General features: G+C 62.7%; 20 protein-coding genes. 17 read left to right on the top strand and 3 right to left on the bottom strand.

Annotation, left to right across the window (positions count from 1 at the left end; translation table 11 throughout):
* Nucleotides 1-192: 192 nt before the first annotated feature.
* Nucleotides 193-546, bottom strand: coding sequence for a hydroxyisourate hydrolase (gene uraH, locus ACNQPL_RS25785; protein WP_054884130.1), 354 nt, complete (start codon nt 544-546; stop codon nt 193-195).
* Nucleotides 547-922: 376 nt separating this feature from the next.
* Here uraH and puuE point away from each other — a divergent pair, with 376 nt between their 5' ends.
* The 7 genes from puuE to ACNQPL_RS25750 all read left to right on the top strand — a co-directional run bounded on the left by puuE (nt 923) and on the right by ACNQPL_RS25750 (nt 7,884).
* Complete coding sequence (puuE, locus tag ACNQPL_RS25780; protein WP_346614050.1) at nt 923-1,849, top strand: allantoinase PuuE; 927 nt, start codon at nt 923-925, stop codon at nt 1,847-1,849.
* A complete protein-coding gene (gene uraD, locus ACNQPL_RS25775) occupies nt 1,849-2,364 on the top strand; it encodes a 2-oxo-4-hydroxy-4-carboxy-5-ureidoimidazoline decarboxylase (RefSeq protein WP_416468295.1) in 516 nt (171 codons plus the stop codon). Before puuE ends, uraD begins: the two co-directional genes overlap by 1 nt.
* Nucleotides 2,365-2,421: 57 nt before the next feature.
* Nucleotides 2,422-2,925 carry an ureidoglycolate lyase gene (locus tag ACNQPL_RS25770; RefSeq protein ID WP_346614048.1) on the top strand — a complete coding sequence of 168 codons (504 nt, stop codon included), beginning with the start codon at nt 2,422-2,424 and terminating at the stop codon, nt 2,923-2,925.
* A gap of 43 nt (nt 2,926-2,968) precedes the next feature.
* Nucleotides 2,969-4,294 (top strand): urate hydroxylase PuuD, encoded by a 1,326-nt coding sequence (locus ACNQPL_RS25765; protein WP_387527795.1) that lies wholly within the window; start codon nt 2,969-2,971, stop codon nt 4,292-4,294.
* A gap of 173 nt (nt 4,295-4,467) precedes the next feature.
* Complete coding sequence (locus ACNQPL_RS25760; protein ID WP_346614046.1) at nt 4,468-5,823, top strand: nucleobase:cation symporter-2 family protein; 1,356 nt, start codon at nt 4,468-4,470, stop codon at nt 5,821-5,823.
* Nucleotides 5,824-5,961: 138 nt separating this feature from the next.
* Nucleotides 5,962-6,747 carry an outer membrane protein OmpK gene (locus ACNQPL_RS25755; protein WP_346614045.1) on the top strand — a complete coding sequence of 262 codons (786 nt, stop codon included), beginning with the start codon at nt 5,962-5,964 and terminating at the stop codon, nt 6,745-6,747.
* Nucleotides 6,748-7,101: 354 nt separating this feature from the next.
* The gene (locus ACNQPL_RS25750) at nt 7,102-7,884 is read left to right on the top strand and encodes an outer membrane protein OmpK (protein ID WP_416468292.1); all 783 of its coding nucleotides are present in this window, start codon (nt 7,102-7,104) and stop codon (nt 7,882-7,884) included.
* A 129-nt stretch (nt 7,885-8,013) separates the two neighbouring features.
* Here the strand turns inward: ACNQPL_RS25750 and ACNQPL_RS25745 are convergent, their stop codons facing one another.
* Complete coding sequence (locus ACNQPL_RS25745) at nt 8,014-8,928, bottom strand: DUF808 domain-containing protein (RefSeq protein WP_416468291.1); 915 nt, start codon at nt 8,926-8,928, stop codon at nt 8,014-8,016.
* A gap of 132 nt (nt 8,929-9,060) precedes the next feature.
* Between ACNQPL_RS25745 and ACNQPL_RS25740 the strand changes: the two genes are divergently transcribed.
* A complete protein-coding gene (locus tag ACNQPL_RS25740) occupies nt 9,061-9,672 on the top strand; it encodes a TetR/AcrR family transcriptional regulator (RefSeq protein WP_346614042.1) in 612 nt (203 codons plus the stop codon).
* Nucleotides 9,673-9,807: 135 nt separating this feature from the next.
* Here ACNQPL_RS25740 and ACNQPL_RS25735 read toward each other — a convergent pair whose 3' ends face one another.
* Complete coding sequence (locus tag ACNQPL_RS25735) at nt 9,808-10,248, bottom strand: GlcG/HbpS family heme-binding protein (RefSeq protein ID WP_346614041.1); 441 nt, start codon at nt 10,246-10,248, stop codon at nt 9,808-9,810.
* Between the two features lie 257 nt (nt 10,249-10,505).
* Here ACNQPL_RS25735 and gcl point away from each other — a divergent pair, with 257 nt between their 5' ends.
* The 9 genes from gcl to ACNQPL_RS25690 all read left to right on the top strand — a co-directional run bounded on the left by gcl (nt 10,506) and on the right by ACNQPL_RS25690 (nt 22,240).
* A complete protein-coding gene (gene gcl / locus ACNQPL_RS25730; protein ID WP_346614040.1) occupies nt 10,506-12,281 on the top strand; it encodes a glyoxylate carboligase in 1,776 nt (591 codons plus the stop codon).
* Nucleotides 12,282-12,335: 54 nt separating this feature from the next.
* On the top strand, nt 12,336-13,118 hold the full coding sequence (gene hyi / locus ACNQPL_RS25725) for a hydroxypyruvate isomerase (protein WP_346614039.1): 783 nt from the start codon (nt 12,336-12,338) through the stop codon (nt 13,116-13,118).
* A 139-nt stretch (nt 13,119-13,257) separates the two neighbouring features.
* Complete coding sequence (locus tag ACNQPL_RS25720) at nt 13,258-14,154, top strand: 2-hydroxy-3-oxopropionate reductase (RefSeq protein ID WP_387527779.1); 897 nt, start codon at nt 13,258-13,260, stop codon at nt 14,152-14,154.
* A gap of 124 nt (nt 14,155-14,278) precedes the next feature.
* Nucleotides 14,279-15,553 (top strand): glycerate kinase type-2 family protein, encoded by a 1,275-nt coding sequence (locus ACNQPL_RS25715; RefSeq protein ID WP_416468289.1) that lies wholly within the window; start codon nt 14,279-14,281, stop codon nt 15,551-15,553.
* Nucleotides 15,550-16,965, top strand: a complete 1,416-nt coding sequence (gene pyk, locus ACNQPL_RS25710; RefSeq protein WP_346614036.1) for a pyruvate kinase — start codon at nt 15,550-15,552, stop codon at nt 16,963-16,965. Before ACNQPL_RS25715 ends, pyk begins: the two co-directional genes overlap by 4 nt.
* A 208-nt stretch (nt 16,966-17,173) precedes the next feature.
* The gene (locus ACNQPL_RS25705) at nt 17,174-18,049 is read left to right on the top strand and encodes an urea transporter (protein WP_346614035.1); all 876 of its coding nucleotides are present in this window, start codon (nt 17,174-17,176) and stop codon (nt 18,047-18,049) included.
* A 44-nt stretch (nt 18,050-18,093) separates the two neighbouring features.
* Complete coding sequence (locus ACNQPL_RS25700; protein ID WP_258713983.1) at nt 18,094-18,918, top strand: ion transporter; 825 nt, start codon at nt 18,094-18,096, stop codon at nt 18,916-18,918.
* 91 nt (nt 18,919-19,009) lie between these two features.
* The gene (locus ACNQPL_RS25695) at nt 19,010-20,008 is read left to right on the top strand and encodes a sulfate ABC transporter substrate-binding protein (protein ID WP_416468287.1); all 999 of its coding nucleotides are present in this window, start codon (nt 19,010-19,012) and stop codon (nt 20,006-20,008) included.
* Nucleotides 20,009-20,215: 207 nt separating this feature from the next.
* Nucleotides 20,216-22,240, top strand: a complete 2,025-nt coding sequence (locus ACNQPL_RS25690) for a mechanosensitive ion channel family protein (RefSeq protein ID WP_416468285.1) — start codon at nt 20,216-20,218, stop codon at nt 22,238-22,240.
* Nucleotides 22,241-22,354 lie beyond the last annotated feature (114 nt).

Genomic DNA, 22,354 nt, shown 5'->3' with positions numbered 1-22,354 from the left:
TCTTTTGTGGGGCCTTTAGGGCCCCTCCCGCCGCCCCCCCGGCCCCCCCACTGACCCCCGCCGCGGCGGACCCGGTGGGCCCGGCCTCCCCGGCGATAGGGCCAGCACAGGCAACACAAAAAGAGCAGACGAAAAAAAGCCCGCCAGTGTGAGAGCGGGCCAAGGACCTACGAAGATTCTTCTAGCGACCAACTAGCTCCCGCGATAGGTCGAATAGCTGTACGGCGAGATCAGCAGGGGCACGTGGTAGTGCTCCTGCTTCTCGTCGATGCCAAAGCGCAGCACAACAACATCCAGAAACGCCGTGTCGGGCAGCTGTACGCCGCGAGCACGGTAGTAGGCGCCAGCACTGAACTGCAGCTGGTAAACGCCGGTACGGTAGTCATCGCCCTGCAGCAGCGGCGCGTCGACGCGGCCATCGCTGTTGGTCAGGGCAGTGTTCACCAGCTCCAGCTGCTGGCCTTCGACACGGTACAGCTCGACTTTGATCGAGCTGCCCGGGCAGCCGTGAGCAGCATCCAGTACGTGTGTAGTCAAACGTCCCATTGCTTGTCGCCTCTTGTTCAATCTGTGGGCAAAAAATACACAGCCATCGGCACGGCAAAGGGCCTGCGATGGGCGGGAATGGCGTTATTAAGACATTTCAGCTCAGGATTGTACACAATTTTTTAAGCCCATCTGTCGCGGCCCTGCAATCGATGCACGTTGCCGCCAAATCAGGCCCTGTGCAGACCCTCGTCGCATTAACTGACCAACTAGGCAGGTTTCTTGCAACCGATTCTCAGGCGACAAAAGGGAAGAAATGCGGAAAAACAGGCTTACAAAAGATTTCAGAAGTTGTATACAATCAGCCCATCCGGTGGTGCGACATCCCGACGCGGCCCGCCCACCCCCGCACAAACGCACAAGAAGGAAGACTGCAGTGAGCGCTGACTACCCTCGCGACCTGATCGGTTACGGCAACAACCCTCCTCACCCGCAATGGCCGGGCAACGCTCGCATCGCGCTGTCCTTCGTGCTGAATTACGAGGAAGGTGGCGAGCGCAACATCCTGCACGGTGACAAAGAGTCCGAAGCGTTCCTGTCCGAGATGGTCGCCGCCCAGCCGCTGCAGGGCCAGCGCAACATGAGCATGGAGTCGCTGTACGAATACGGCAGCCGCGCCGGTGTGTGGCGCCTGCTCAAGCTGTTCAAGGACAGCGGCGTCCCCCTCACCGTGTTCGCCGTGGCCATGGCCGCACAGCGCCACCCGGATGTGATTCGCGCCATGGTCGAAGCCGGCCATGAGATCTGCAGCCACGGCTACCGCTGGATCGACTACCAGAACATGGACGAGGCCCAGGAGCGCGAGCATATGCTCGAGGCCATCCGCATCCTCACCGAACTGACCGGCGAGCGCCCGGTAGGCTGGTACACCGGCCGCACCGGCCCGAACACCCGCCGCCTGGTCATGGAGGAAGGCGGCTTCCTCTATGACAGCGACACCTACGACGACGACCTGCCCTACTGGGAGCCGAACAACCCGACCGGCAAACCGCACCTGGTGATCCCGTACACCCTCGACACCAACGACATGCGCTTCACCCAGGTGCAGGGCTTCAACTGCGGCGAGCAGTTCTTCCAGTACCTCAAAGACGCCTTCGACGTGCTGTACGAAGAAGGCGCCGAGGCACCGAAAATGCTCTCCATCGGCCTGCACTGCCGCCTGGTCGGCCGCCCGGCGCGCCTGGCCGCGCTGAAGCGCTTCGTCGACTACGCCAAGAGCCACGACCAGGTCTGGTTCGCCCGTCGTGCGGACATCGCCCGCCACTGGCACGCCACCCACCCGTACAAGAAAGAGAACGCCTGATGACCGCCTTCAAGACCCTCAAGCCATCGACCCTGGACCGTGACGCCTTCGTCAAGGCCTTCGCTGACATCTACGAGCACTCGCCGTGGGTCGCCGAAAAAGCCTATGACCTCGGTCAACTGGGCGAGCTGGACGAGATCGAGGCGCTGCACCAGCGCATGAGCGACATCCTGCTCAGCGCCAACCAAGCAGACCAGCTGGCCCTGATCAACGCTCACCCGGACCTGGCTGGCAAAGCCGCCGTGCAGGGCGAGCTGACCGAATCGAGCACCAACGAGCAGGCCGGCGCCGGTATCCACCAGTGCATTGCCGAAGAGTTCGCCCGGTTCACCGAGCTGAACGATGCCTACAAGGCCAAATTCCAGTTCCCGTTCATCATGGCGGTCAAGGGCAGCAACCGGCACCAGATCCTCGCCGCTTTCGAAAAACGCATTCACAACGACGCGGATGCCGAGTTCAAGGAAGCCCTGGCGCAGATCAACCTGATCGCCCTGTTCCGCTTGCTGCAGCTGTAATCGCCACAGCAACGAAAGAGCCTTATCCAGAATAACGAACATAGAAGAGATAACCGCATGCGCACCCTGATGATCGAGCCCCTGACCAAAGAAGCCTTCGCCGCCTTCGGTGACGTTATCGAAACCGATGGCAGTGACCACTTCATGATCAACAATGGCTCGACCATGCGCTTTCACAAGCTCGCCACGGTCGAGACCGCCGAGCCTGAAGACAACGCGATCATCAGCATCTTCCGCGCCGACGCGCAGGACATGCCGCTGACCGTGCGCATGCTGGAACGCCATCCGCTGGGCAGCCAGGCTTTCATCCCGCTGCTCGGCAACCCCTTTCTGATCGTGGTCGCGCCGGTTGGCGATGCACCTGTATCAGGCTTGGTCCGTGCCTTCCGCAGTAATGGCAGGCAGGGCGTCAATTACCATCGCGGCGTTTGGCACCACCCGGTGCTTACGATCGAAAAGCGGGATGATTTCCTGGTGGTTGATCGCAGTGGTTCTGGCAACAACTGCGATGAGCATTACTTCACCGAGGAACAGATGCTGATCCTCAATCCCCACCAATAAGAAAAGGTCGGTCATCGTTTGGTGACTGGCAGAGGTACATACTGTGGAAGCACACCTTCACGAATGGCTGAACCTGAGCATTCGCTGGGTTCACATGATCACCGGGGTCGCCTGGATCGGTGCATCGTTCTACTTCGTCTGGCTGGAAAACAACCTGAACCGGAGCAATCCGCGTGACGGGCTGTCGGGTGACCTCTGGGCCATCCACGGCGGTGGTATCTACCACCTCGAGAAGTACAAGCTGGCGCCGCCGAAGATGCCCGAGAACCTGCACTGGTTCAAATGGGAAGCCTACTTCACCTGGATGTCTGGTATCGCGCTGCTGTGCGTGGTGTTCTACTGGAACCCGACCCTGTACCTGCTGGCCCCTGGCAGCACCCTGAGCGGTGCCGAGGGCGTGGCCATCGGTATCGGTTCGCTGGTGGCCGGCTGGTTCATCTACGACCTGCTCTGCGATTCGCCATTGGGCAAACGCCCGGCGCTGCTTGGCGGCGTGCTGTTCGTACTGATCATCGCCGCGTGCTGGGGCTTCAGCCAAGTGTTCAGCGGCCGTGGCGCGTACCTGCACACCGGCGCCATCATCGGCACCATCATGGTCGGTAACGTGTTCCGCATCATCATGCCTGCCCAGCGCCAGCTGGTAGCCGCGATCGAAGCCAACACCACCCCCGACCCACGCCTGCCGGCCAAGGGCCTGCTGCGTTCGCGTCACAACAACTACTTCACCCTGCCGGTGCTGTTCATCATGATCAGCAACCACTTCCCGAGCACCTACGGTAGCCAGTACAACTGGCTGATCCTGGCCGGCATTGCTGTAGCTGCGGTACTGATCCGCCACTACTTCAACACCCGCCACGACAGCGCCAAGTACGCCTGGACCCTGCCTGTCGGTGCCCTGGCGATGATCTGCCTGGCTTACGTCACCGGCCCCAAGCCGATGGCTGTTGCACCTGAGCAGGCGGCGGCGAAGGTTGAGTACCAACCACTGCCGGCGACCGCCGTGGGTGGCAAGACCGCTGCCGAGCAGCGCGCCGAGGACGCTGCCAAGGCAGCTCAAGCCCCAGCGGCAACCGAGGCTCCGGCCCAGGCCACTGCCCAGGCAGGCGGCGATGCCTTCGACAAGATCCACACTGTCATCCAGGAACGCTGCACCGTGTGCCACTCGTCCAAACCGACCAGCCCACTGTTCAGCGCCGCACCTGCCGGCGTGATGTTCGACACCCCGCAGCAGATCCAGGCCCAGGCCGCGCGCATTCAGGCGCAAGCGGTTGCCAGCCAGATCATGCCGCTGGGCAACATCACCCAGATGACCGCCGAAGAGCGCAAGCTCGTCGGTGACTGGATCGCCAAAGGCGCTCAAGTCAACTGATACACCTCTCCTGCCGGGCGTCCGCGCGCCCTGGCAGGGGCGGCCTTGCGCCGCAAACAGGGCCGGCACTGCCGGCCCGAATTACAAGCAATACGCAACAAGCAAGCATCGAGCGCCCAGGCCAATCGCCTGGCGCTTGGATCCGAGAATAAAAACAAAACTCGAGGTGCTGCATGTCCGAGTCACGCAAGGCGTACATTCCTGTTGCGCCGCCGCGAGAGCCTCTGCCCCTGTTCCAACTGATCCTGGTTGGCCTGCAACACGTTCTGCTGATGTACGGAGGGGCGATTGCCGTGCCTTTGATCATTGGCCAGGCTGCCGGATTGTCCCGTGAAGAAGTCGCTTTCCTGATCAACGCCGACCTGCTGGTCGCAGGCGTCGCCACCATCATCCAGTCGTTCGGTATCGGCCCGGTAGGGATCCGCATGCCGGTGATGATGGGCGCCAGTTTCGCTGCCGTCGGCAGCATGGTGGCCATGGCTGGCATGCCTGGCGTGGGCCTGCAGGGGATCTTCGGGGCGACCATCGCCGCCGGGTTCTTCGGCATGCTGATCGCGCCGTTCATGTCCAAGGTCGTACGCTTCTTCCCACCGCTGGTCACCGGCACCGTCATTACCTCGATCGGCCTCTCGCTGTTCCCGGTTGCGGTCAACTGGGCCGGTGGCGGCCATGAGGCAGAAGCCTTCGGCTCGCCGATCTACCTGATGGTGGCGGGCCTGGTGCTGGCCGTGATCCTGCTGATCAACCGCTTCATGCGTGGCTTCTGGGTCAACGTGTCGGTGCTGGTGGGCATGGGCCTGGGCTACATCCTGGCGGGCTCCATCGGCATGGTTGACCTGTCCGGCCTGAACGAAGCACCGTGGCTGCAAGTGGTCACCCCACTGCACTTCGGCATGCCGACCTTCAGCCTGGCACCGATCCTGTCGATGTGCCTGGTGGTGGTGATCATCTTCGTCGAGTCCACCGGCATGTTCCTCGCCCTGGGCAAGGTGACCGATCGTGAAGTCACCCCTGGCATGCTTCGCCGTGGCCTGCTGTGCGACGCCGGTGCGTCGTTCATTGCCGGGTTCTTCAACACCTTCACCCACTCCTCCTTTGCGCAGAACATCGGCCTGGTGCAGATGACCGGGGTACGTTGCCGCTTCGTCACCATCGTGGCTGGCGGGCTGCTGATCCTGCTCAGCCTGCTGCCCAAGGCCGCCTTCCTGATTGCCTCGATCCCGCCTGCGGTACTGGGCGGCGCGTCCATCGCCATGTTCGGCATGGTCACCGCCACCGGGATCAAGATCCTCCAGGAAGCGGACATCGGCGACCGTCGCAACCAGCTGCTGGTTGCGGTCAGTGTGGGCTTCGGCCTGATCCCTGTGGTGCGCCCGGAGTTCTTCGCGCAGATGCCGCAGTGGATGGAACCCATCACCCACAGTGGCATCGCCATGGCCACGGTCAGTGCCTTGGTGCTGAATGTGCTGTTCAACATCCTCGGTGGCGCTGATCGCGCGGCGCATAACGACGCCTGCCACCAGCATTGAGTTGCAGGGCGGCGCAATGCCGCCCTTTCTCGTCTTTCGCAACAACCGCTGTGCCGTCGGCCCGCCGGAATGGGCTGCCCGGGGCGCCTGCGCGCCGAAAACACCGCCAACAAAAACAATAAGTCCGGGAATCACAACATGAAGCGCATCGCATCAAGCCTGTTGCTGGGCAGCAGCCTGCTGGCCACCCTCCCCGCGCACGCAGGCGAATGGCTGCTGTGGCATGGCGAAAGCCTGACCTATCTGTACGGCAAGGACTTCAAGGTCAACCCTGATATCCAGCAGACCATCACGTTCGAGCACGCCAACAAATGGAAGTACGGCGACACCTTCCTGTTCGTCGACAAGATCTTCTACAACGGCAAGCCCGACGCCAGCAAAGGCGTGACCACCTACTACGGTGAATTCAGCCCGCGCCTGTCGTTCGGCAAGATCTTCGACCAGAAGCTGGCCTTCGGCCCGGTCAAGGACGTGTTGCTGGCCATGACCTACGAGCGCGGCGAAGGCGACAACGAGGCCTACCTGATCGGCCCCGGCTTCGACCTGGACATTCCCGGCTTCAACTATTTCACCCTGAACTTCTACGTGCGCAACACCGAGGGCGGCCGCCCCGGTGACAACGTCTGGCAGATCACGCCCGGCTGGTCCTATACCATCCCCGTCGGCCGATCGGACATTCTGATCGACGGCTACATGGACTGGGTACCCGACAACGACCAGAACCGCCGCGGCACCTACCACGCCAACCTGCACTTCAACCCGCAGGTCAAATACGACCTGGGCAAGGCGCTTAACCTGGGCGCCAAGCAGCTGTATGTCGGCTTCGAATACAGCTACTGGAAGGACAAATATGGCATCGACAGCCGCGGCAACCTGGAGAGCAACCAGAGCGTTGCCAGTGCACTGATCAAGGTGCATTTCTGAAAACTTGATCAAACGCCCAAGTTTGATTCACTGTGCTTCAGGACGGAGCACTTGAGGCCCGGCGCGCAAGCCAGTAATCTGCGCGCCCCCTCGATCAGGGCAGGACGGATCCTGCCCGCGTTTGCTGACCGCTCAGTCAATGAATTCGGGCGGTTAGCCAACGTGTTGCCAGCCTGAAATACCCATTTTCAACCGTTCGGAACGAGTCGAGCAGGAAGGTTGTAGCTAACCCGGGAAAGTTGGCGCAGCTCTTGCCAAATAGCTGTGGCCTATCGAAAAAAGCTGACTCAAAAGACAAAAACAGCGCCACCACCGAGCGCTGACAACAGATCAATCAAGGGAGCGACATCTGCAATGCGTACCATCAACAGCCTGATTCTCGCGGGCGGCCTGCTGGCCTGCGGCACCACCTATGCCGACGACCTGCTGCAGTGGCAGAACAACAGCCTGACCTACCTGTGGGGCAAGAACTTCAAGGTCAACCCGGCAATCCAGCAAACCGTGACCTTCGAGCACGCCGATGGCTGGAAGTACGGCGACAACTTCATCTTCGTCGACAAGATTTTCTACAACGGCAAGAAGGACGCCGGTAACGGCGACAACACCTATTACGGCGAAATCAGCCCGCGCTTGTCGTTCGGCAAGATCTTCGACCAGAAGCTGGCCTTCGGCCCGGTCAAGGACGTGCTGCTGGCGATGACCTACGAGTTCGGCGAAGGTGATACCGAGTCCTACCTGATCGGCCCGGGCTTCGACCTGGATATCCCAGGCTTCGACTACTTCCAGCTGAACTTCTACCAGCGCACTACCGATGGCAGCCGCGCAGGTGACAATGTCTGGCAGATCACCCCGGTGTGGTCCTACACCATCCCTGTAGGCTCGTCCGACATCCTCATCGACGGTTTCATGGACTGGGTGGTCGACAACGACGAGAACCGCCGTGGCGAATACCACGCCAACCTGCACTTCAACCCGCAGGTCAAATATGACCTGGGCAAGGCGTTGCACCTGGGTGACAAGCAGCTGTACGTGGGTTTCGAGTATGACTACTGGAAGAACAAGTACGGTATCAAGGATTCCGACGGGTTCACCACCGACCAGAACACGGCGAGCTTGCTGGTCAAGGTTCATTTCTGATAGCGGGGCTGCTCTGCAGCCCATCGCCGGCAAGCCGGCTCCTACAGAGACAGCGCCGCGCCTAAGCTAGGTGGGGTACCTGTGGGAGCCGGCTTGCCGGCGATCCGGGGCTTGCCCCGGCCATACGCATCAGGTGGCTGGCTTTACCGCCCGCCACAGCTTGCCGGCCAGCGCTACGATAGCGAGCACCGCAGCACCCGCAACAATCCCCACACCGCCGTTGAGCAACGCCCCGGTCAACGCCCCGCCCCGCCCTTCACTGAACGCCTCGATGGCATGATGCAGCGGCGCAACCCCGTGCACCAGAATCCCGCCACCGACCAAAAACATCGCCGCAGTGCCGATCACCGACAGGCTCTTCATCATGTACGGCGCGGCCCGCAGGATGCCGTTACCCACCGCTTGGGCCACCCTGGAAGCCTTCTGGGTCATCCACAAGCCCAGGTCATCGAGCTTGACGATACCGCCTACCAGCCCGTAGACACCCACGGTCATGACAACGGCGATGCCCGACAGCACGATGATCTGCTGGGTCAGCGGCGCGTCGGCTACCGTGCCCAAGGTAATGGCGATGATTTCGGCCGAGAGGATAAAGTCGGTGCGCACCGCGCCCTTGATCTTGGTTTTCTCATAAGCCACCAGGTCAACGTTCGGGTCTGCCACCGCCTCACTGTGCGAACTGTGCTGCTCGGCGTCTTCCTTCTTGCTATGCAGGAACTTGTGCGCGAGCTTTTCAAAGCCCTCGAAACACAGGTATGCGCCACCGATCATCAGCAACGGGGTCACTGCCCAGGGGATGAACGCGCTGATCAGCAGCGCCGCTGGCACCAGGATCGCCTTGTTGACGAACGAGCCCTTGGCTACCGCCCACACCACCGGGATCTCACGCTCGGCACGCACGCCGGTTACCTGCTGGGCATTGAGCGCCAGGTCGTCGCCCAGCACGCCCGCGGTTTTCTTCGCCGCGACCTTGGTCATCAGCGAAACGTCATCGAGCACCGTGGCGATGTCGTCGATCAGTACCAGTAGACTGCTTCCTGCCATGTTTGCCTGTTTCCCGTGAAGTGAGTGGGCCGGAGTCTAGCCGAAAGTCGCTGCCTTGAGCGCCCCTCGGGCCCGGTGCTACCATGCCCGATCCCTCTTAGAGGTGGCCAGACACGAGGAAGATCCCTGACCATGAGCACCATTCGCGAGCGCAACAAGGAACTGATCCTGCGCGCGGCCAGCGAGGAATTCGCCGACAAGGGCTTCGCCGCCACCAAGACCAGCGATATCGCGGCCAAGGCCGGCCTGCCCAAGCCCAACGTGTACTACTACTTCAAATCCAAGGACAACCTCTACCGCGAGGTCCTGGAGAGCATCATCGCGCCGATCATGCAGGCGTCGACGCCGTTCAATGCCGACGGTGACCCCAAAGAAGTATTGAGTGCGTACATCCGCTCGAAAATCCGCATCTCGCGCGACTTGCCCCATGCCTCCAAGGTTTTCGCCAGCGAGATCATGCACGGCGCACCGCACCTTTCGCCCAACCAGGTGGAGCAGCTCAACGAGCAGGCACGCCACAACATCGAATGCATCCAGCGCTGGATCGAGCGCGGGCAAATTGCCAAAGTCGATGCGCACCATCTGATGTTCAGCATCTGGGCGGCGACCCAGACCTATGCGGATTTCGACTGGCAGATTTCCGTGATCACCGGCAAGGCCAAGCTGGCCGACAGTGATTATGAAGCAGCAGCCGAGACCATCATTCGGCTTGTGCTCAAGGGCTGTGAGCCCGAGGCCGCCTGACAGGGCCCAAGGGGCTGCTCTGCAGCCCAATCGCCGGCAAGCCAGCTGCCACAGGTACTCCACACTATCTGGTAGCGGTGGTGTACCTGTGGGAGCCGGCTTGCCGGCGATGAGGCCAATACAACCTATAGAGATTTAGGCCGCTACACCCGCATCCGCCTTCAACCCCACTTCTTCGATCGCACTGATCGCACACTGCTCGTCGATATCCGACGTATCCCCGCTGATCCCCACCGCACCCAGCACTTTACCGTCCTGATCGCGAACCAGCACGCCACCCGGCGCTGGCACCACCGGCCGTTCACCCAAACCATTCAACGCCGCGAAAAACGCCGGCCGCTGCTGCGCATCCAGCGCCAGCAGCCGCGAGCCCTTGCCCAGGGCAATCGCCCCCCAGGCCTTGCCTGTGGCCACTTCAGGGCGGATCAGGCTGGCGCCATCTTCGCGCTGCAAAGCCAGCACATGCCCACCGGCATCCAGCACCACCACGGTCAACGGCGCTGCATTGATCTTGCGGCCTGCCGCCAGTGCGGCGTTTACCAGGCTGACAGCGACTTTGAGGTTCAAAACGTTCATGGAAAGGTCCTCTTCTTGTTGTGAGAAGCCCTGAGGGCAGTTGAAAATCGATCAACCAAATAGAACACAACTGAAATCACTTTTGTATACAATAAATTGAAACGATCGTATGCGATGACGCAAATCGCCGTTTTCCTGGGCGCTCGGACGAAAGCAACCTCCCCCGATGAAAACCCATTGACCTGAACCGCCAGGCGTGAATACACTCTGGCACAAAGCAAGTTGTATACAATTACAAAATCGATGAGGCACAACCCATGAGCAAAATGAGAGCAATCGATGCAGCCGTTCTGGTCATGCGCCGTGAAGGTGTAGATACCGCGTTCGGCATCCCAGGGGCTGCCATCAACCCGTTGTACTCGGCCCTGAAGAAAGTCGGTGGCATCGATCACGTCCTCGCTCGTCACGTTGAAGGCGCCTCGCACATGGCCGAGGGTTACACCCGCGCCAACCCGGGCAACATCGGCGTGTGCATCGGCACCTCCGGCCCAGCCGGCACCGACATGGTCACCGGCCTGTACAGTGCATCGGCCGACTCCATCCCGATTCTCTGCATCACCGGCCAGGCCCCGCGTGCACGCCTGCACAAGGAAGACTTCCAGGCGGTCGATATCACCAGCATCGTCAAGCCGGTGACCAAGTGGGCGACCACCGTTCTGGAGCCAGGCCAGGTGCCTTACGCCTTCCAGAAGGCCTTCTATGAAATGCGCACCGGCCGCCCAGGCCCTGTGCTGATCGACCTGCCATTCGACGTGCAGATGGCCGAAATCGAATTCGACATCGACGCCTACGAGCCGCTGGCCGTCAACAAGCCGTCCGCTACCCGCGTGCAGGCTGAAAAAGCCCTGGCCCTGCTCAACGACGCCGAGCGCCCACTGCTGGTGGCCGGTGGCGGCATCATCAACGCCGACGCCAGCGACAAGCTGGTCGAGTTCGCCGAACTGACCGGCGTACCGGTTATCCCGACCCTGATGGGCTGGGGCACCATCCCGGACGACCATGAACTGATGGTCGGCATGGTCGGCCTGCAGACTTCGCACCGCTATGGCAACGCCACCCTGCTGAAATCCGACCTGGTGTTCGGTATCGGTAACCGCTGGGCCAACCGCCACACCGGTTCGGTAGATGTCTACACCGAAGGCCGCAAGTTCGTGCACGTCGACATCGAACCGACCCAGATCGGCCGCGTGTTCACCCCGGACCTGGGTATCGTTTCGGACGCTGGCAAGGCGCTGGACGTGTTCCTCGAAGTGGCCCGCGAGTGGAAAGCCGCCGGCAAACTGAAGTGCCGCAAGGCGTGGCTGCAAGACTGCCAGGAACGCAAGTCGAGCCTGCAGCGCAAGACCCACTTCGACAACGTGCCGGTCAAGCCGCAGCGTGTGTACGAAGAAATGAACCAAGTGTTCGGCAAGGACACCACCTACGTCAGCACCATCGGCCTGTCGCAGATCGCCGGTGCGCAGTTCCTGCACGTGTACAAGCCACGTCACTGGATCAACTGCGGCCAGGCCGGCCCGCTGGGCTGGACCATCCCTGCAGCGCTGGGTGTGGTCAAGGCCGACCCGAAACGCAAGGTCGTCGCACTGTCGGGTGACTACGACTTCCAGTTCATGATCGAAGAGCTGGCCGTGGGCGCGCAGTTCAACCTGCCGTATGTCCATGTACTGGTGAACAACGCCTACCTGGGCCTGATCCGCCAGGCGCAGCGTGGCTTCGACATGGATTACTGTGTACAACTGGCGTTCGAGAACATCAACTCCACCGACGCCGCCACCTACGGTGTCGACCACGTCGCCGTGGTCGAAGGCCTGGGCTGTAAGGCCATCCGCGTGTTCGAGCCAGGCCAGATCGCGCCTGCCCTGCTCAAGGCACAGAAAATGGCCGAAGAGTTCCGCGTGCCGGTGGTGGTCGAAGTGATTCTCGAGCGTGTGACCAACATTTCCATGGGCACCGAGATCAACGCGGTCAACGAGTTCGAAGACCTGGCCCTGGTCGGTAACGACGCGCCAACCGCCATCTCGCTGCTGGACTGATCGCCTGACGCCCCCAGGCACGCCCTGGGGGCCTTCAACGCAAGGAGACAACTCATGCCTCGCTTCGCTGCCAACCTGTCCATGCTGTTCACCGAACAGGACTTCCTGGCCCGCTTCAAGGCTGCCGCCGATGCTGGTTTCAGCGGCGTCGAATACCTCTTCCCGTATGACTTCAGCGCGGCTGAAATCAAACAGCAGCTCGATGCGCACGGCCTGACCCAGGTGCTGTTCAACCTGCCGGCCGGCGACTGGGCCAAAGGCGAGCGTGGCATCACCTGCCACCCCGACCGCGTGGAAGAGTTCCGCGCCGGTGTCGACAAGGCCATCGAATACGCCAAGGTGCTGGGCAACACCCAGGTCAACGCCCTGGCCGGCATCCGGCCGCAAGGCTTGCAGTGCGCCGACGTACGCAAGACCTTCGTCGACAACCTAAAGTTTGCCGCCGAAAAATTGAAAGCCGCAGGGATCCGCCTGGTCATGGAAATGATCAACACCCGCGACATCCCAGGCTTCTACCTGAACACCACCCAACAGGCGCTGGAAATCCAGGCCGAAGTCGGCAGTGACAACCTGTTCCTGCAGTACGACATCTACCACATGCAGATCATGGAAGGTGACCTGGCGCGCACCATGGAAGCCAACCTGCAGCTGATCAACCACATCCAGCTGGCCGACAACCCGGGCCGCAACGAACCGGGTACCGGCGAGATCAACTACCGCTTCCTGTTCGAGCACCTGGACCGCATCGGTTACCAGGGCTGGATTGGCGCGGAGTACAAGCCGCTGACCACGACCGAAGCCGGTCTGGGCTGGCTGAAAACCCATAACGCAATCTAAAGGCTAGAACATCGAACCTGTGGGAGCGGGCTTGCCCGCGAATGCAGTAGTGGCTTCACAGCCGCTTTCGCGGGCAAGCCCGCTCCCACAAGGTCCGGGTTGCACTTGAGATTCAATAATTACAAAGAGGCAAATTCTCATGGCTAAAATCGGTTTCCTCGGCACCGGCATCATGGGCAAACCCATGGCCCAGAACCTGCAAAAAGCAGGTCACAGCATCTTCGTTTCCACCCACCACGACGCCGCCCCGGCAGACCTGATCGCCGCTGGCGCAGTGGCCCTGGCCAACCCGAAAGAGGTTGCCCAGGAAGCCGAGTTCATCATCATCATGGTCCCGGACACCCCGCAGGTCGAAAGCGTCCTGTTCGGCGAAAACGGCGTGGCCGAAGGTGTCGGCCCGAACAAGGTGGTGATCGACATGAGCTCGATCTCGCCGACCGCCACCAAGGCCTTCGCCGAGAAGATCAAGGCCACTGGCGCCGCCTACCTGGACGCCCCGGTGTCCGGCGGCGAAGTCGGTGCCAAGGCCGCGACCCTGAGCATCATGGTCGGTGGCTGCCCGAAAGCCTTCGAGCGCGCCCTGCCGCTGTTCGAAGCCATGGGCAAGAACATCACCCGCGTCGGCGGCAACGGCGACGGCCAGACTGCCAAGGTGGCCAACCAGATCATCGTCGCCCTGAACATCCAGGCCGTCAGTGAAGCCCTGCTGTTCGCCGCCAAGAACGGCGCCGACCCAGCCAAGGTCCGTGAAGCACTGATGGGCGGCTTCGCTTCGTCGAAAATCCTCGAAGTGCATGCCGAACGCATGATCAAAGGCACCTTCGACCCAGGCTTCCGCATCAACCTGCACCAGAAGGACCTCAACCTGGCCCTGCAAGGCGCCAAGGAACTGGGCATCAACCTGCCCAACACCTCCAACGCCCAGCAAGTGTTCAGCACCTGCGTGGCACTGGGCGGCGGCAACTGGGACCACTCGGCGCTGATCAAAGGCCTGGAACACATGGCCAACTTCTCGATCCGCGGCGAAGGCAAATAAGCTGAATTCGGGGGCTGTTGCGCAGCCCCCGCACCGAGCAACACCCGCCCCTGGTTCGGCCTGCACGGAGGCAGTTCCAGGGGCGTTTTCGATTCTGCAGAACAACAATAATTGGGAGCCTGCCATGTCGGTCGATCCGCAAAAACTTCTCCGCGACCTGTTCGACACAGCCATCGCCGCCGCCCACCCACGCCAAGTCCTCGAACCCTACCTGCCCGCCGACCGTAGCGGCCGGGTCATCGTCATCGGCGCCGGCAAGGCCGCAGCCGCCATGGCCGAAGTGGTCGAAAAAAGCTGGCAGGGCGAAGTCTCCGGGCTGGTGGTCACCCGTTACGGTCATGGCGCCAACTGCCAGAAGATCGAAGTGGTCGAAGCCGCCCACCCGGTCCCTGATGCCGCCGGGCTGGCCGTGGCCAAGCGCGTGCTGGAACTGGTCAGCAACCTCAACGAAGACGACCGCGTCATCTTCCTGCTTTCCGGCGGTGGTTCCGCCCTGCTGGCGTTGCCAGCCGAAGGCCTGACCCTGGCCGACAAGCAACACATCAACAAGGCGCTGCTCAAGTCCGGCGCCACCATCGGCGAGATAAACTGCGTGCGCAAGCACCTCTCGGCGATCAAGGGCGGCCGCCTGGCCAAGGCCTGCTGGCCGGCCACCGTCTACACCTATGCCATTTCCGATGTGCCTGGCGACCTGGCCACAGTCATCGCCTCCGGCCCCACCGTGGCCGACCCGAGCACCTCGGCTGACGCCCTGGCGATCCTCAAGCGCTACAACATCGAAGCGCCCAGGGCGGTCATCGACTGGCTCAACAACCCGGCCTCGGAAACCGTCAAGGCCGACGACCCGGCCCTGGCCCGCAGCCATTTCCAGCTGATCGCCAAGCCCCAGCAATCGCTCGAGGCCGCCGCGGTAAAAGCCCGCCAGGCCGGCTTCAGCCCGCTGATCCTCGGCGACCTGGAAGGCGAATCGCGCGAAGTGGCCAAAGTGCATGCCGGCATCGCCCGGCAGATCGTCCTGCACGGCCAGCCGCTCAAGGCGCCTTGCGTAATCCTGTCTGGCGGCGAAACCACCGTCACCGTGCGCGGCAATGGCCGTGGCGGGCGCAACGCCGAGTTTTTGCTCAGCCTCACCGAAAGCCTCAAGGGCCTGCCGGGCGTGTATGCCCTGGCCGGTGACACCGACGGCATCGACGGCTCGGAAGAGAACGCCGGCGCCTTCATGACGCCCTGCAGCTACGCCCGCGCCGAAGCCCTGGGCCTGTCGGCCAGCGATGAGCTGGACAACAACAACGGCTACGGCTACTTCGCCGCACTCGATGCGCTGATCGTCACCGAACCGACCCGCACCAACGTCAACGACTTCCGCGCCATCCTGATCCTCGAGACTGCACAATCATGACGCCTGATAAAAAAGTCAAAATCCTCGCCACCCTCGGCCCTGCGATCAATGGCATCGATGACATCCGCCAGCTGGTCGAAGCCGGGGTGAACATCTTCCGCCTCAACTTCAGCCACGGCGAACACGCCGACCACGCCCTGCGCTACCAGTGGATCCGCGAAGTCGAGCAGCAGCTGAATTACCCGCTGGGCATTCTGATGGACCTGCAGGGGCCGAAACTGCGCGTTGGCCGCCTGGCCGAAGGCAAGGTGCAACTGCAGCGCGGCCAGTCACTGCGCCTGGACCTGGACGCGACGCCCGGCAACAACGAGCGGGTCAACCTGCCCCACCCGGAAATCATCGCCGCGCTGCAGCCCGGCATGGACCTGCTGGTGGACGACGGCCGCCTGCGCCTGCGGGTGACCGCCAAGCACGCCGACGCTATCGATACCACCGTGCTGAACGGCGGTGAGTTGTCCGACCGCAAGGGCGTCAACGTGCCGCAAGCGGTGCTGGACCTCTCCCCGCTCACCGAAAAGGACCGCCGCGACCTGGCCTTCGGCCTGGAGCTGGGTGTGGACTGGGTGGCACTGTCGTTCGTGCAGCGCCCGGAAGACATCCTTGAGGCGCGCCAGCTGATCGGCGACCGCGCCTACCTGATGGCCAAGATCGAGAAGCCATCGGCGGTCGAGCAGCTGCAGGCCATCGCCGAGCTGTCCGACGCCATCATGGTGGCGCGTGGCGACCTGGGCGTGGAAGTACCGGCCGAGAGCGTGCCGCACATTCAGAAAAGTATCATCGGCACGTGCCGCCAGCTGGGTAAACCGGTAGTGGTCGCCACGCAGATGCTCGAGTCGATGCGCTTCTCGCCGGCACCGACCCGGGCCGAAGTCACCGACGTGGCCAACGCCGTGGCCGAAGGCGCCGATGCGGTGATGCTGTCGGCCGAAACGGCCTCGGGTGACTACCCGCTGGAAGCCGTGCAGATGATGAGCAAGATCATCCGCCAGGTGGAAAACGGCCCGGACTACCAGGCCCAGCTCGACGTTGGCCGGCCGAAGGCCGAGGCCACCGTGTCGGACGCCATCAGTTGCGCGATCCGCCGTATCAGCGGCATTCTGCCGGTAGCCGTGCTGGTCAACTACAGCGAGTCGGGCGCCTCGACCCTGCGCGCTGCACGCGAGCGGCCACGCGCACCGATCCTCAACCTGACGCCAAACCTGATCACCGCCCGCCGCCTGAGCGTGGCCTGGGGCGTGCACTCGGTGGTCAACGACCGCCTGCGCCAGGTCGACGAAATCTGCTCGACCGCGCTGGAGATCGCCCAGGCACAAGGCATGGCCAGCCGTGGCGACACGCTGCTGATCACCGCCGGCGTGCCTTTCGGCAAGCCGGGTTCGACTAATACGCTGCGGATCGAGACCTTGGTCTGAGATTGTTGGGGGCGCTCTGCGCCCCTTTCGCCGGCAAGCCGGCTCCCACCGGTACTCTGCTGCTCTTGAAAGCGCCGCTGTACCTGTGGGAGCTGGCTTGCCAGCGAATGGAGGGCAAAAGCCCTCACCTTGTACCCATTACAAAACCCTGCGGAAAACCGAGGCCCAAAGAGGCCCACCGCTCATCAATCAACCTTACCGACTGCCCATGTACAGCAAAAATTTCGTCAACCCGTGCCCCGACTGGGCCACGGCGCTGCTCAACGGTTTCAGCCAGGTGCTGCTGCTGCGCAACCCCCTGTGCGGCCTGTGCTGCCTGCTGGCCATCCTGCTGACCGCTCCCAACCTGGTCGGCGGCGCCCTGCTCGGTGCCCTCGCCGGCTTGCTGACGGCCCAGCGCCGCGGCTACGACCGCGCCGACCGCCAGGCCGGGCTGTACTGCTACAACGGCGTACTGATCGGCATCCTGGTCAGCGCGGTGCTGCCGTGGTCGGCAATCATGCCGCCGCTGATCATCGCGGCCGGCGGCCTGTCCAGCATCATCACCCACCAATGGCGCAAGCGCGGCGGCAAGTTGCTGATCGCTTATACCGCGCCGTTCGTGCTACTGGGCTGGGGCACCCTGCTGATCGCTGCACCCTCGACTGCCATGTTTGCCGAGCCAGACCCGCTGTACGCCCTGGCGCGCGGTGTCGGCCAGATTTTCCTGCTTGATAATCCATTGGCCGGGCTGCTGATTATCGTCGGCATGTTCATTGCCAACCCCTATGCGGCCATGTGGGCCGTGATCGGCTCGGCCATCGGCGGCGGCGTGGCGTTGCTGGCTGAGCAGACACAGGCTGCCTGGATGGGGCTGTACGGGTTCAACGCGGCGCTGGCGGCGCTGGCGTTCAGCCGGCAAGGCGAACGGCCATGGGTCACCCTGCTGGCCATCGCTCTGGCGCTTGTGCTGCAGCCGCTGTTCAAACTGCTGCCTGTCGCCGGGCTGACCGCACCCTTCGTGGTAGCCTGCTGGCTGATGCACTTTGGCAATCATCTGGCGTCGCTCAATCAGCGCGGCGACGCAAGCCGCTTGCACAGCTGAAAGCCAGCCCCTAGGCTCAGCCCATCGCCCTGTGGACCGAGCCCATGAACAACCCAGCGAGCCTGCGCGAAAGGCTCTACATCATCGTCTTCCAGACCGACACCGTAGCCGGCCGCCGCTTCGACAAGACCCTGCTGCTGATCATCCTGGCCAGCCTGGTCACGGTGATCCTCGACAGCATCGACGCGGTGCACCAGGGCTACGCAGGCCTTCTGGCCGGGATCGAGTGGGGCTTCACCGCAATTTTCCTGGCCGAATACCTGACACGCCTGTACTGCTCGCCAAAGCCGCTGCGTTACGCCTTCAGCTTTTACGGCCTGGTCGACCTGCTGGCGATCGTCCCGGGGGTCATCGCCATTTACTACAGCGACGCGCAGTACCTGCTGATCATCCGTGTCATCCGCATGCTGCGAATCTTCCGCGTGCTCAAGCTCGGCCAGTACCTCAAGCAGGCCAACTACCTGATGGCGGCGCTGCGCGGCAGCAAGCAGAAGATCATCGTCTTTCTGGTCACCGTATCCACCCTGGTGACCGTGTTCGGCACCTTGATGTACGTCATCGAAGGCCCGGAGCACGGGTTTACCAGCATTCCCAAAGGCATCTACTGGGCGATCGTCACCCTGACCACGGTGGGCTTTGGCGATATCGTGCCGAAGACCCCGCTCGGCCAGGTGCTGTCGTCGCTGGTGATGATCACCGGTTACTCGATCATCGCCGTGCCCACCGGGATTTTCACCGCAGAGCTGGCCAACGCCATGCGCGGGGAACAGTTGCAGCATGACTGCCCAACCTGCCGCAAAAACAGCCACGAACACGGCGCGGCCTTCTGCTCGCGTTGTGGCAATGCGCTGTTTCCCAAGCGGGAATAACCAAAGCGTTTTTTGTTCTTTAAACAGCTGCAGGGCACCCGCTATAGTCGCTGGCACTCTGCCCATAACTGTTCAAGAACAAGGAAGCATCGTGAAAAAACTCTTCAGCGCCTCGCTGCTCGCCGCAGGCCTTGCCCTGGGCAACCTCGCCCAAGCCGCCCCGACCCTGCTCAACGTTTCCTACGATGTGATGCGCGACTTCTACAAGGACTACAACTCGGCGTTCCAGAAGCACTGGGAAACCGAACACAACGAGAAGGTCAACGTGCAGATGTCCTTCGGCGGTTCGAGCAAGCAAGCGCGTGCGGTGATCGATGGCCTGCCGGCCGATGTCATCACCATGAACATGGCCACCGACATCAACGCCCTGGCCGACAACGGCAAGCTGGTGCCGGACAACTGGGTGACGCGCCTGCCGAACAACAGTGCGCCGTTCACCTCGGCCACGGTGTTCATCGTGCGCAAGGGCAACCCCAAGGCGCTGAAGGACTGGCCGGACTTGCTCAAGGAGGGCGTGCAGGTGATCGTGCCCAACCCGAAAACCTCGGGTAACGGCCGCTATACCTACCTCTCGGCATGGGGCTATGTGCTCAAGCAAGGCGGTGACGAGAACAAGGCCCGTGATTTCGTCGGCAAGCTGTTCAAGCAGGCACCGGTGCTGGATACCGGTGGCCGCGCCGCCACCACCACCTTCATGACCAACCAGATTGGCGACGTGCTGGTAACGTTCGAGAACGAAGCCGAGATGATCGCCCGCGAGTTCGGCCGCGACCAGTTCGAAGTGATCTACCCAAGTGTATCGGCCGAAGCCGAGCCGCCGGTGAGCGTGGTCGACAAGGTCGTGGCCAAGAAGGGCACCCAGGCCGTGGCCGAGGAATACCTGAAGTACCTGTGGTCGCCGGCAGCCCAGGAAATCGCCGCGCAGAACTACCTGCGCCCGCGCGATGCAACCGTGCTGGCCAAGTACACCGACCGCTTCCCGAAAGTCGACTTCCTGTCGGTTGAGAAGACCTTTGGTGACTGGCGCACCGTACAGAAAACCCACTTCAATGACGGTGGCGTGTTCGACCAGATCTATACCGGCCAGTAATCGATCCAGGCAGTACCGGCCCTATCGCCGGCAAGCCGGCTCCCACTGGATGACCACAGGCCCGGGCGTTGCTCGGGCCCAGTGGGAGCCGGCTTGCCGGCGATGGGGCCCGCGCCGACAACACACCGCATCGAACTTTTTACCCCCATCACCCCTCAGTTCCTTGAGTAACCCTGCACCGCTCATCCCGGCCCAAGGAGTACTCCAGTGCTGCGCTACCTCTCCACCCTGCTGCTCGGCTGCCTGCTGAGCACCCACCTGCTCGCCGCAGACCCCGCCCCCGCCGACGAACAACCCGCCGAACCGGAACCGGTCCTGCAAGGTGGCTTGCTCGGCGCCCTGGCCGACGGCCTGGACAGCGCGGCCCAGGAGCTGGACCTCGACGCCCATCTGGTCGACGCCTGGCGCCTGCGCACCGACCGCGCCGCCAAGGAAATGGAACGCCTGGTCGATCGCCACTCAGCCAGTGATTCGCTGCAACTGGCTGGCAACTTCATCCTGCTGACGCTGACCTGGGCGGCGAGCTTCGCCGTGCTGACCAGCCTCGGCCGCTGGTGCAGCAAGCGCGCCACCGCCACACCCTGGCTGCGCCAGCGGCAACGCGCCAGCAGCCTGCTCGGCTACCTGCTGCCGTATACCTTGCCCGCGCTGGCCAGCCTGCCGTTGACGCTTTACGTCAGCCGTTTTCTCGACCCATCGATCGCTCGCGCACTGGGGCTGAGCCTGGCCTACGCCACCAGCAGCGGCCTGTTCTCCACCTCGATCATCCTGTGCCTGGTCACCGTGTTCGATGCCGGCCACAAGCGCCCCGCCGTGGCCGTGATCAAGCGCCTGGCGCCGCGACCGCTGTTTCTCATCGGCTTCCTGGCGGCCTGGAGCGATGCCTTGACCAGCCCGCAGATCGCCCGCCAGCTGGGCGGCAACATCACTGCCAGCGTCGCAGTGTTCACCGGCCTTGCCGCCACGATCATCTTTGCCAGCCTGGTGATCCGCCTGCGCCGCCCGGTGGCGCACCTGATCCGTAACCGCGCCTTCAAGGACCGCGTGCAACACCGCGCCGTCCAGGAAACCCTGCGGATCTTTTCGGTGGTGTGGTACTTGCCGATCCTGCTGATGATCCTGGTCTCGGCCATCCACCTGATCGGTGCCGGCGAAGAAAGCCAGAAGGCCCTGCAGAACGCACTACTGACTACAGTATTGCTGGTCAGCACGGTGTTTCTCAGCACCTTGCTGCAACACCTGCTGGCACCGCGCGAAGCCGACCCCGGGCAACGGGTGCGGCCCTACAAGGAGCTGCTGCGCAGCCTCGCCCACGCACTGCTGCGCATTGCCATGGCGGTGGCCTTCATCGAGCTGCTGGGGCGCATCTGGGGCGTCTCGGTGATCGGCTTCGCGTTGAGCAACAGCCTGGGGCAGGCCATCAGCAACTCGCTGTCGAGCATCGGCCTGATCCTGCTGGTAACCTGGCTGCTGTGGGTGGTGCTCGACACCGCCATCCAGGAGGCCCTCAAACCTCCAGCCGGCCGGCGCGCCGCGCGCCAGCCCAGTACCCGGGTGCGGACCATCCTGCCCATGCTGCGCAACGCCATCAAAGTCATCCTGGTGGTCATCTGCACCATCACCACCATGGCCAACCTGGGCATCAACGTCGCGCCCCTGCTGGCCGGTGCCGGGGTGATCGGCCTGGCCATCGGTTTTGGCTCGCAGCAACTGGTACAGGATGTGATCACCGGGCTGTTCATCCTGATCGAGGACACCATCTCGATCGGCGACTGGGTAGTGCTCGACTCCGGCCACGCCGGCACCGTCGAAAGCCTGACCATCCGCACCTTGCGCCTGCGTGATGGTAAGGGCTTCGTGCATTCGGTACCGTTCGGGCAGATCAAGGCGGTCACCAACCAGTCACGGCAATTCGCCTATGCGTTCTTCTCGGTGCAGTTCACCTATGACAGCGATGTGGATGAATCGCTGGCGTTGATCCATGAGGTGGGGCAGTCGATCAGCGACGACCCGATGCTGCGCATCAACCTGCAGGGGCCACTGCAGGTGTTCGGGGTGGACCGCATGGACTTGAACGGGTTTGTGCTGACGGCGCAGTTCCGCACCATTTCCGGCGGGCAGTATGCCGTGAGCCGGGCGTTCAACGAGCGGCTGAAAAAGCGTGTGGACCAGACCGGGAACGTGTTTTTTGCTCAGGTGTATCCGCTGCCCGTGCGTGGGGTTACAGCTTGATGCAGGCAGGTCCGGCCCTATCGCCGGGCAGCCGGCGCCCCCAGGGGGGTGGCGCGCCGCCGGGCCTGTGGGGGCCCGCGGGCCGGCGAGGGGGGCCGTGGGGCCCGCCACAAA

The sequence above is a fragment of the Pseudomonas sp. LFS044 genome (assembly GCF_047978245.1).
GTDB lineage: Bacteria > Pseudomonadota > Gammaproteobacteria > Pseudomonadales > Pseudomonadaceae > Aquipseudomonas.
This window is presented reverse-complemented; position numbering and strand designations above follow the sequence as displayed.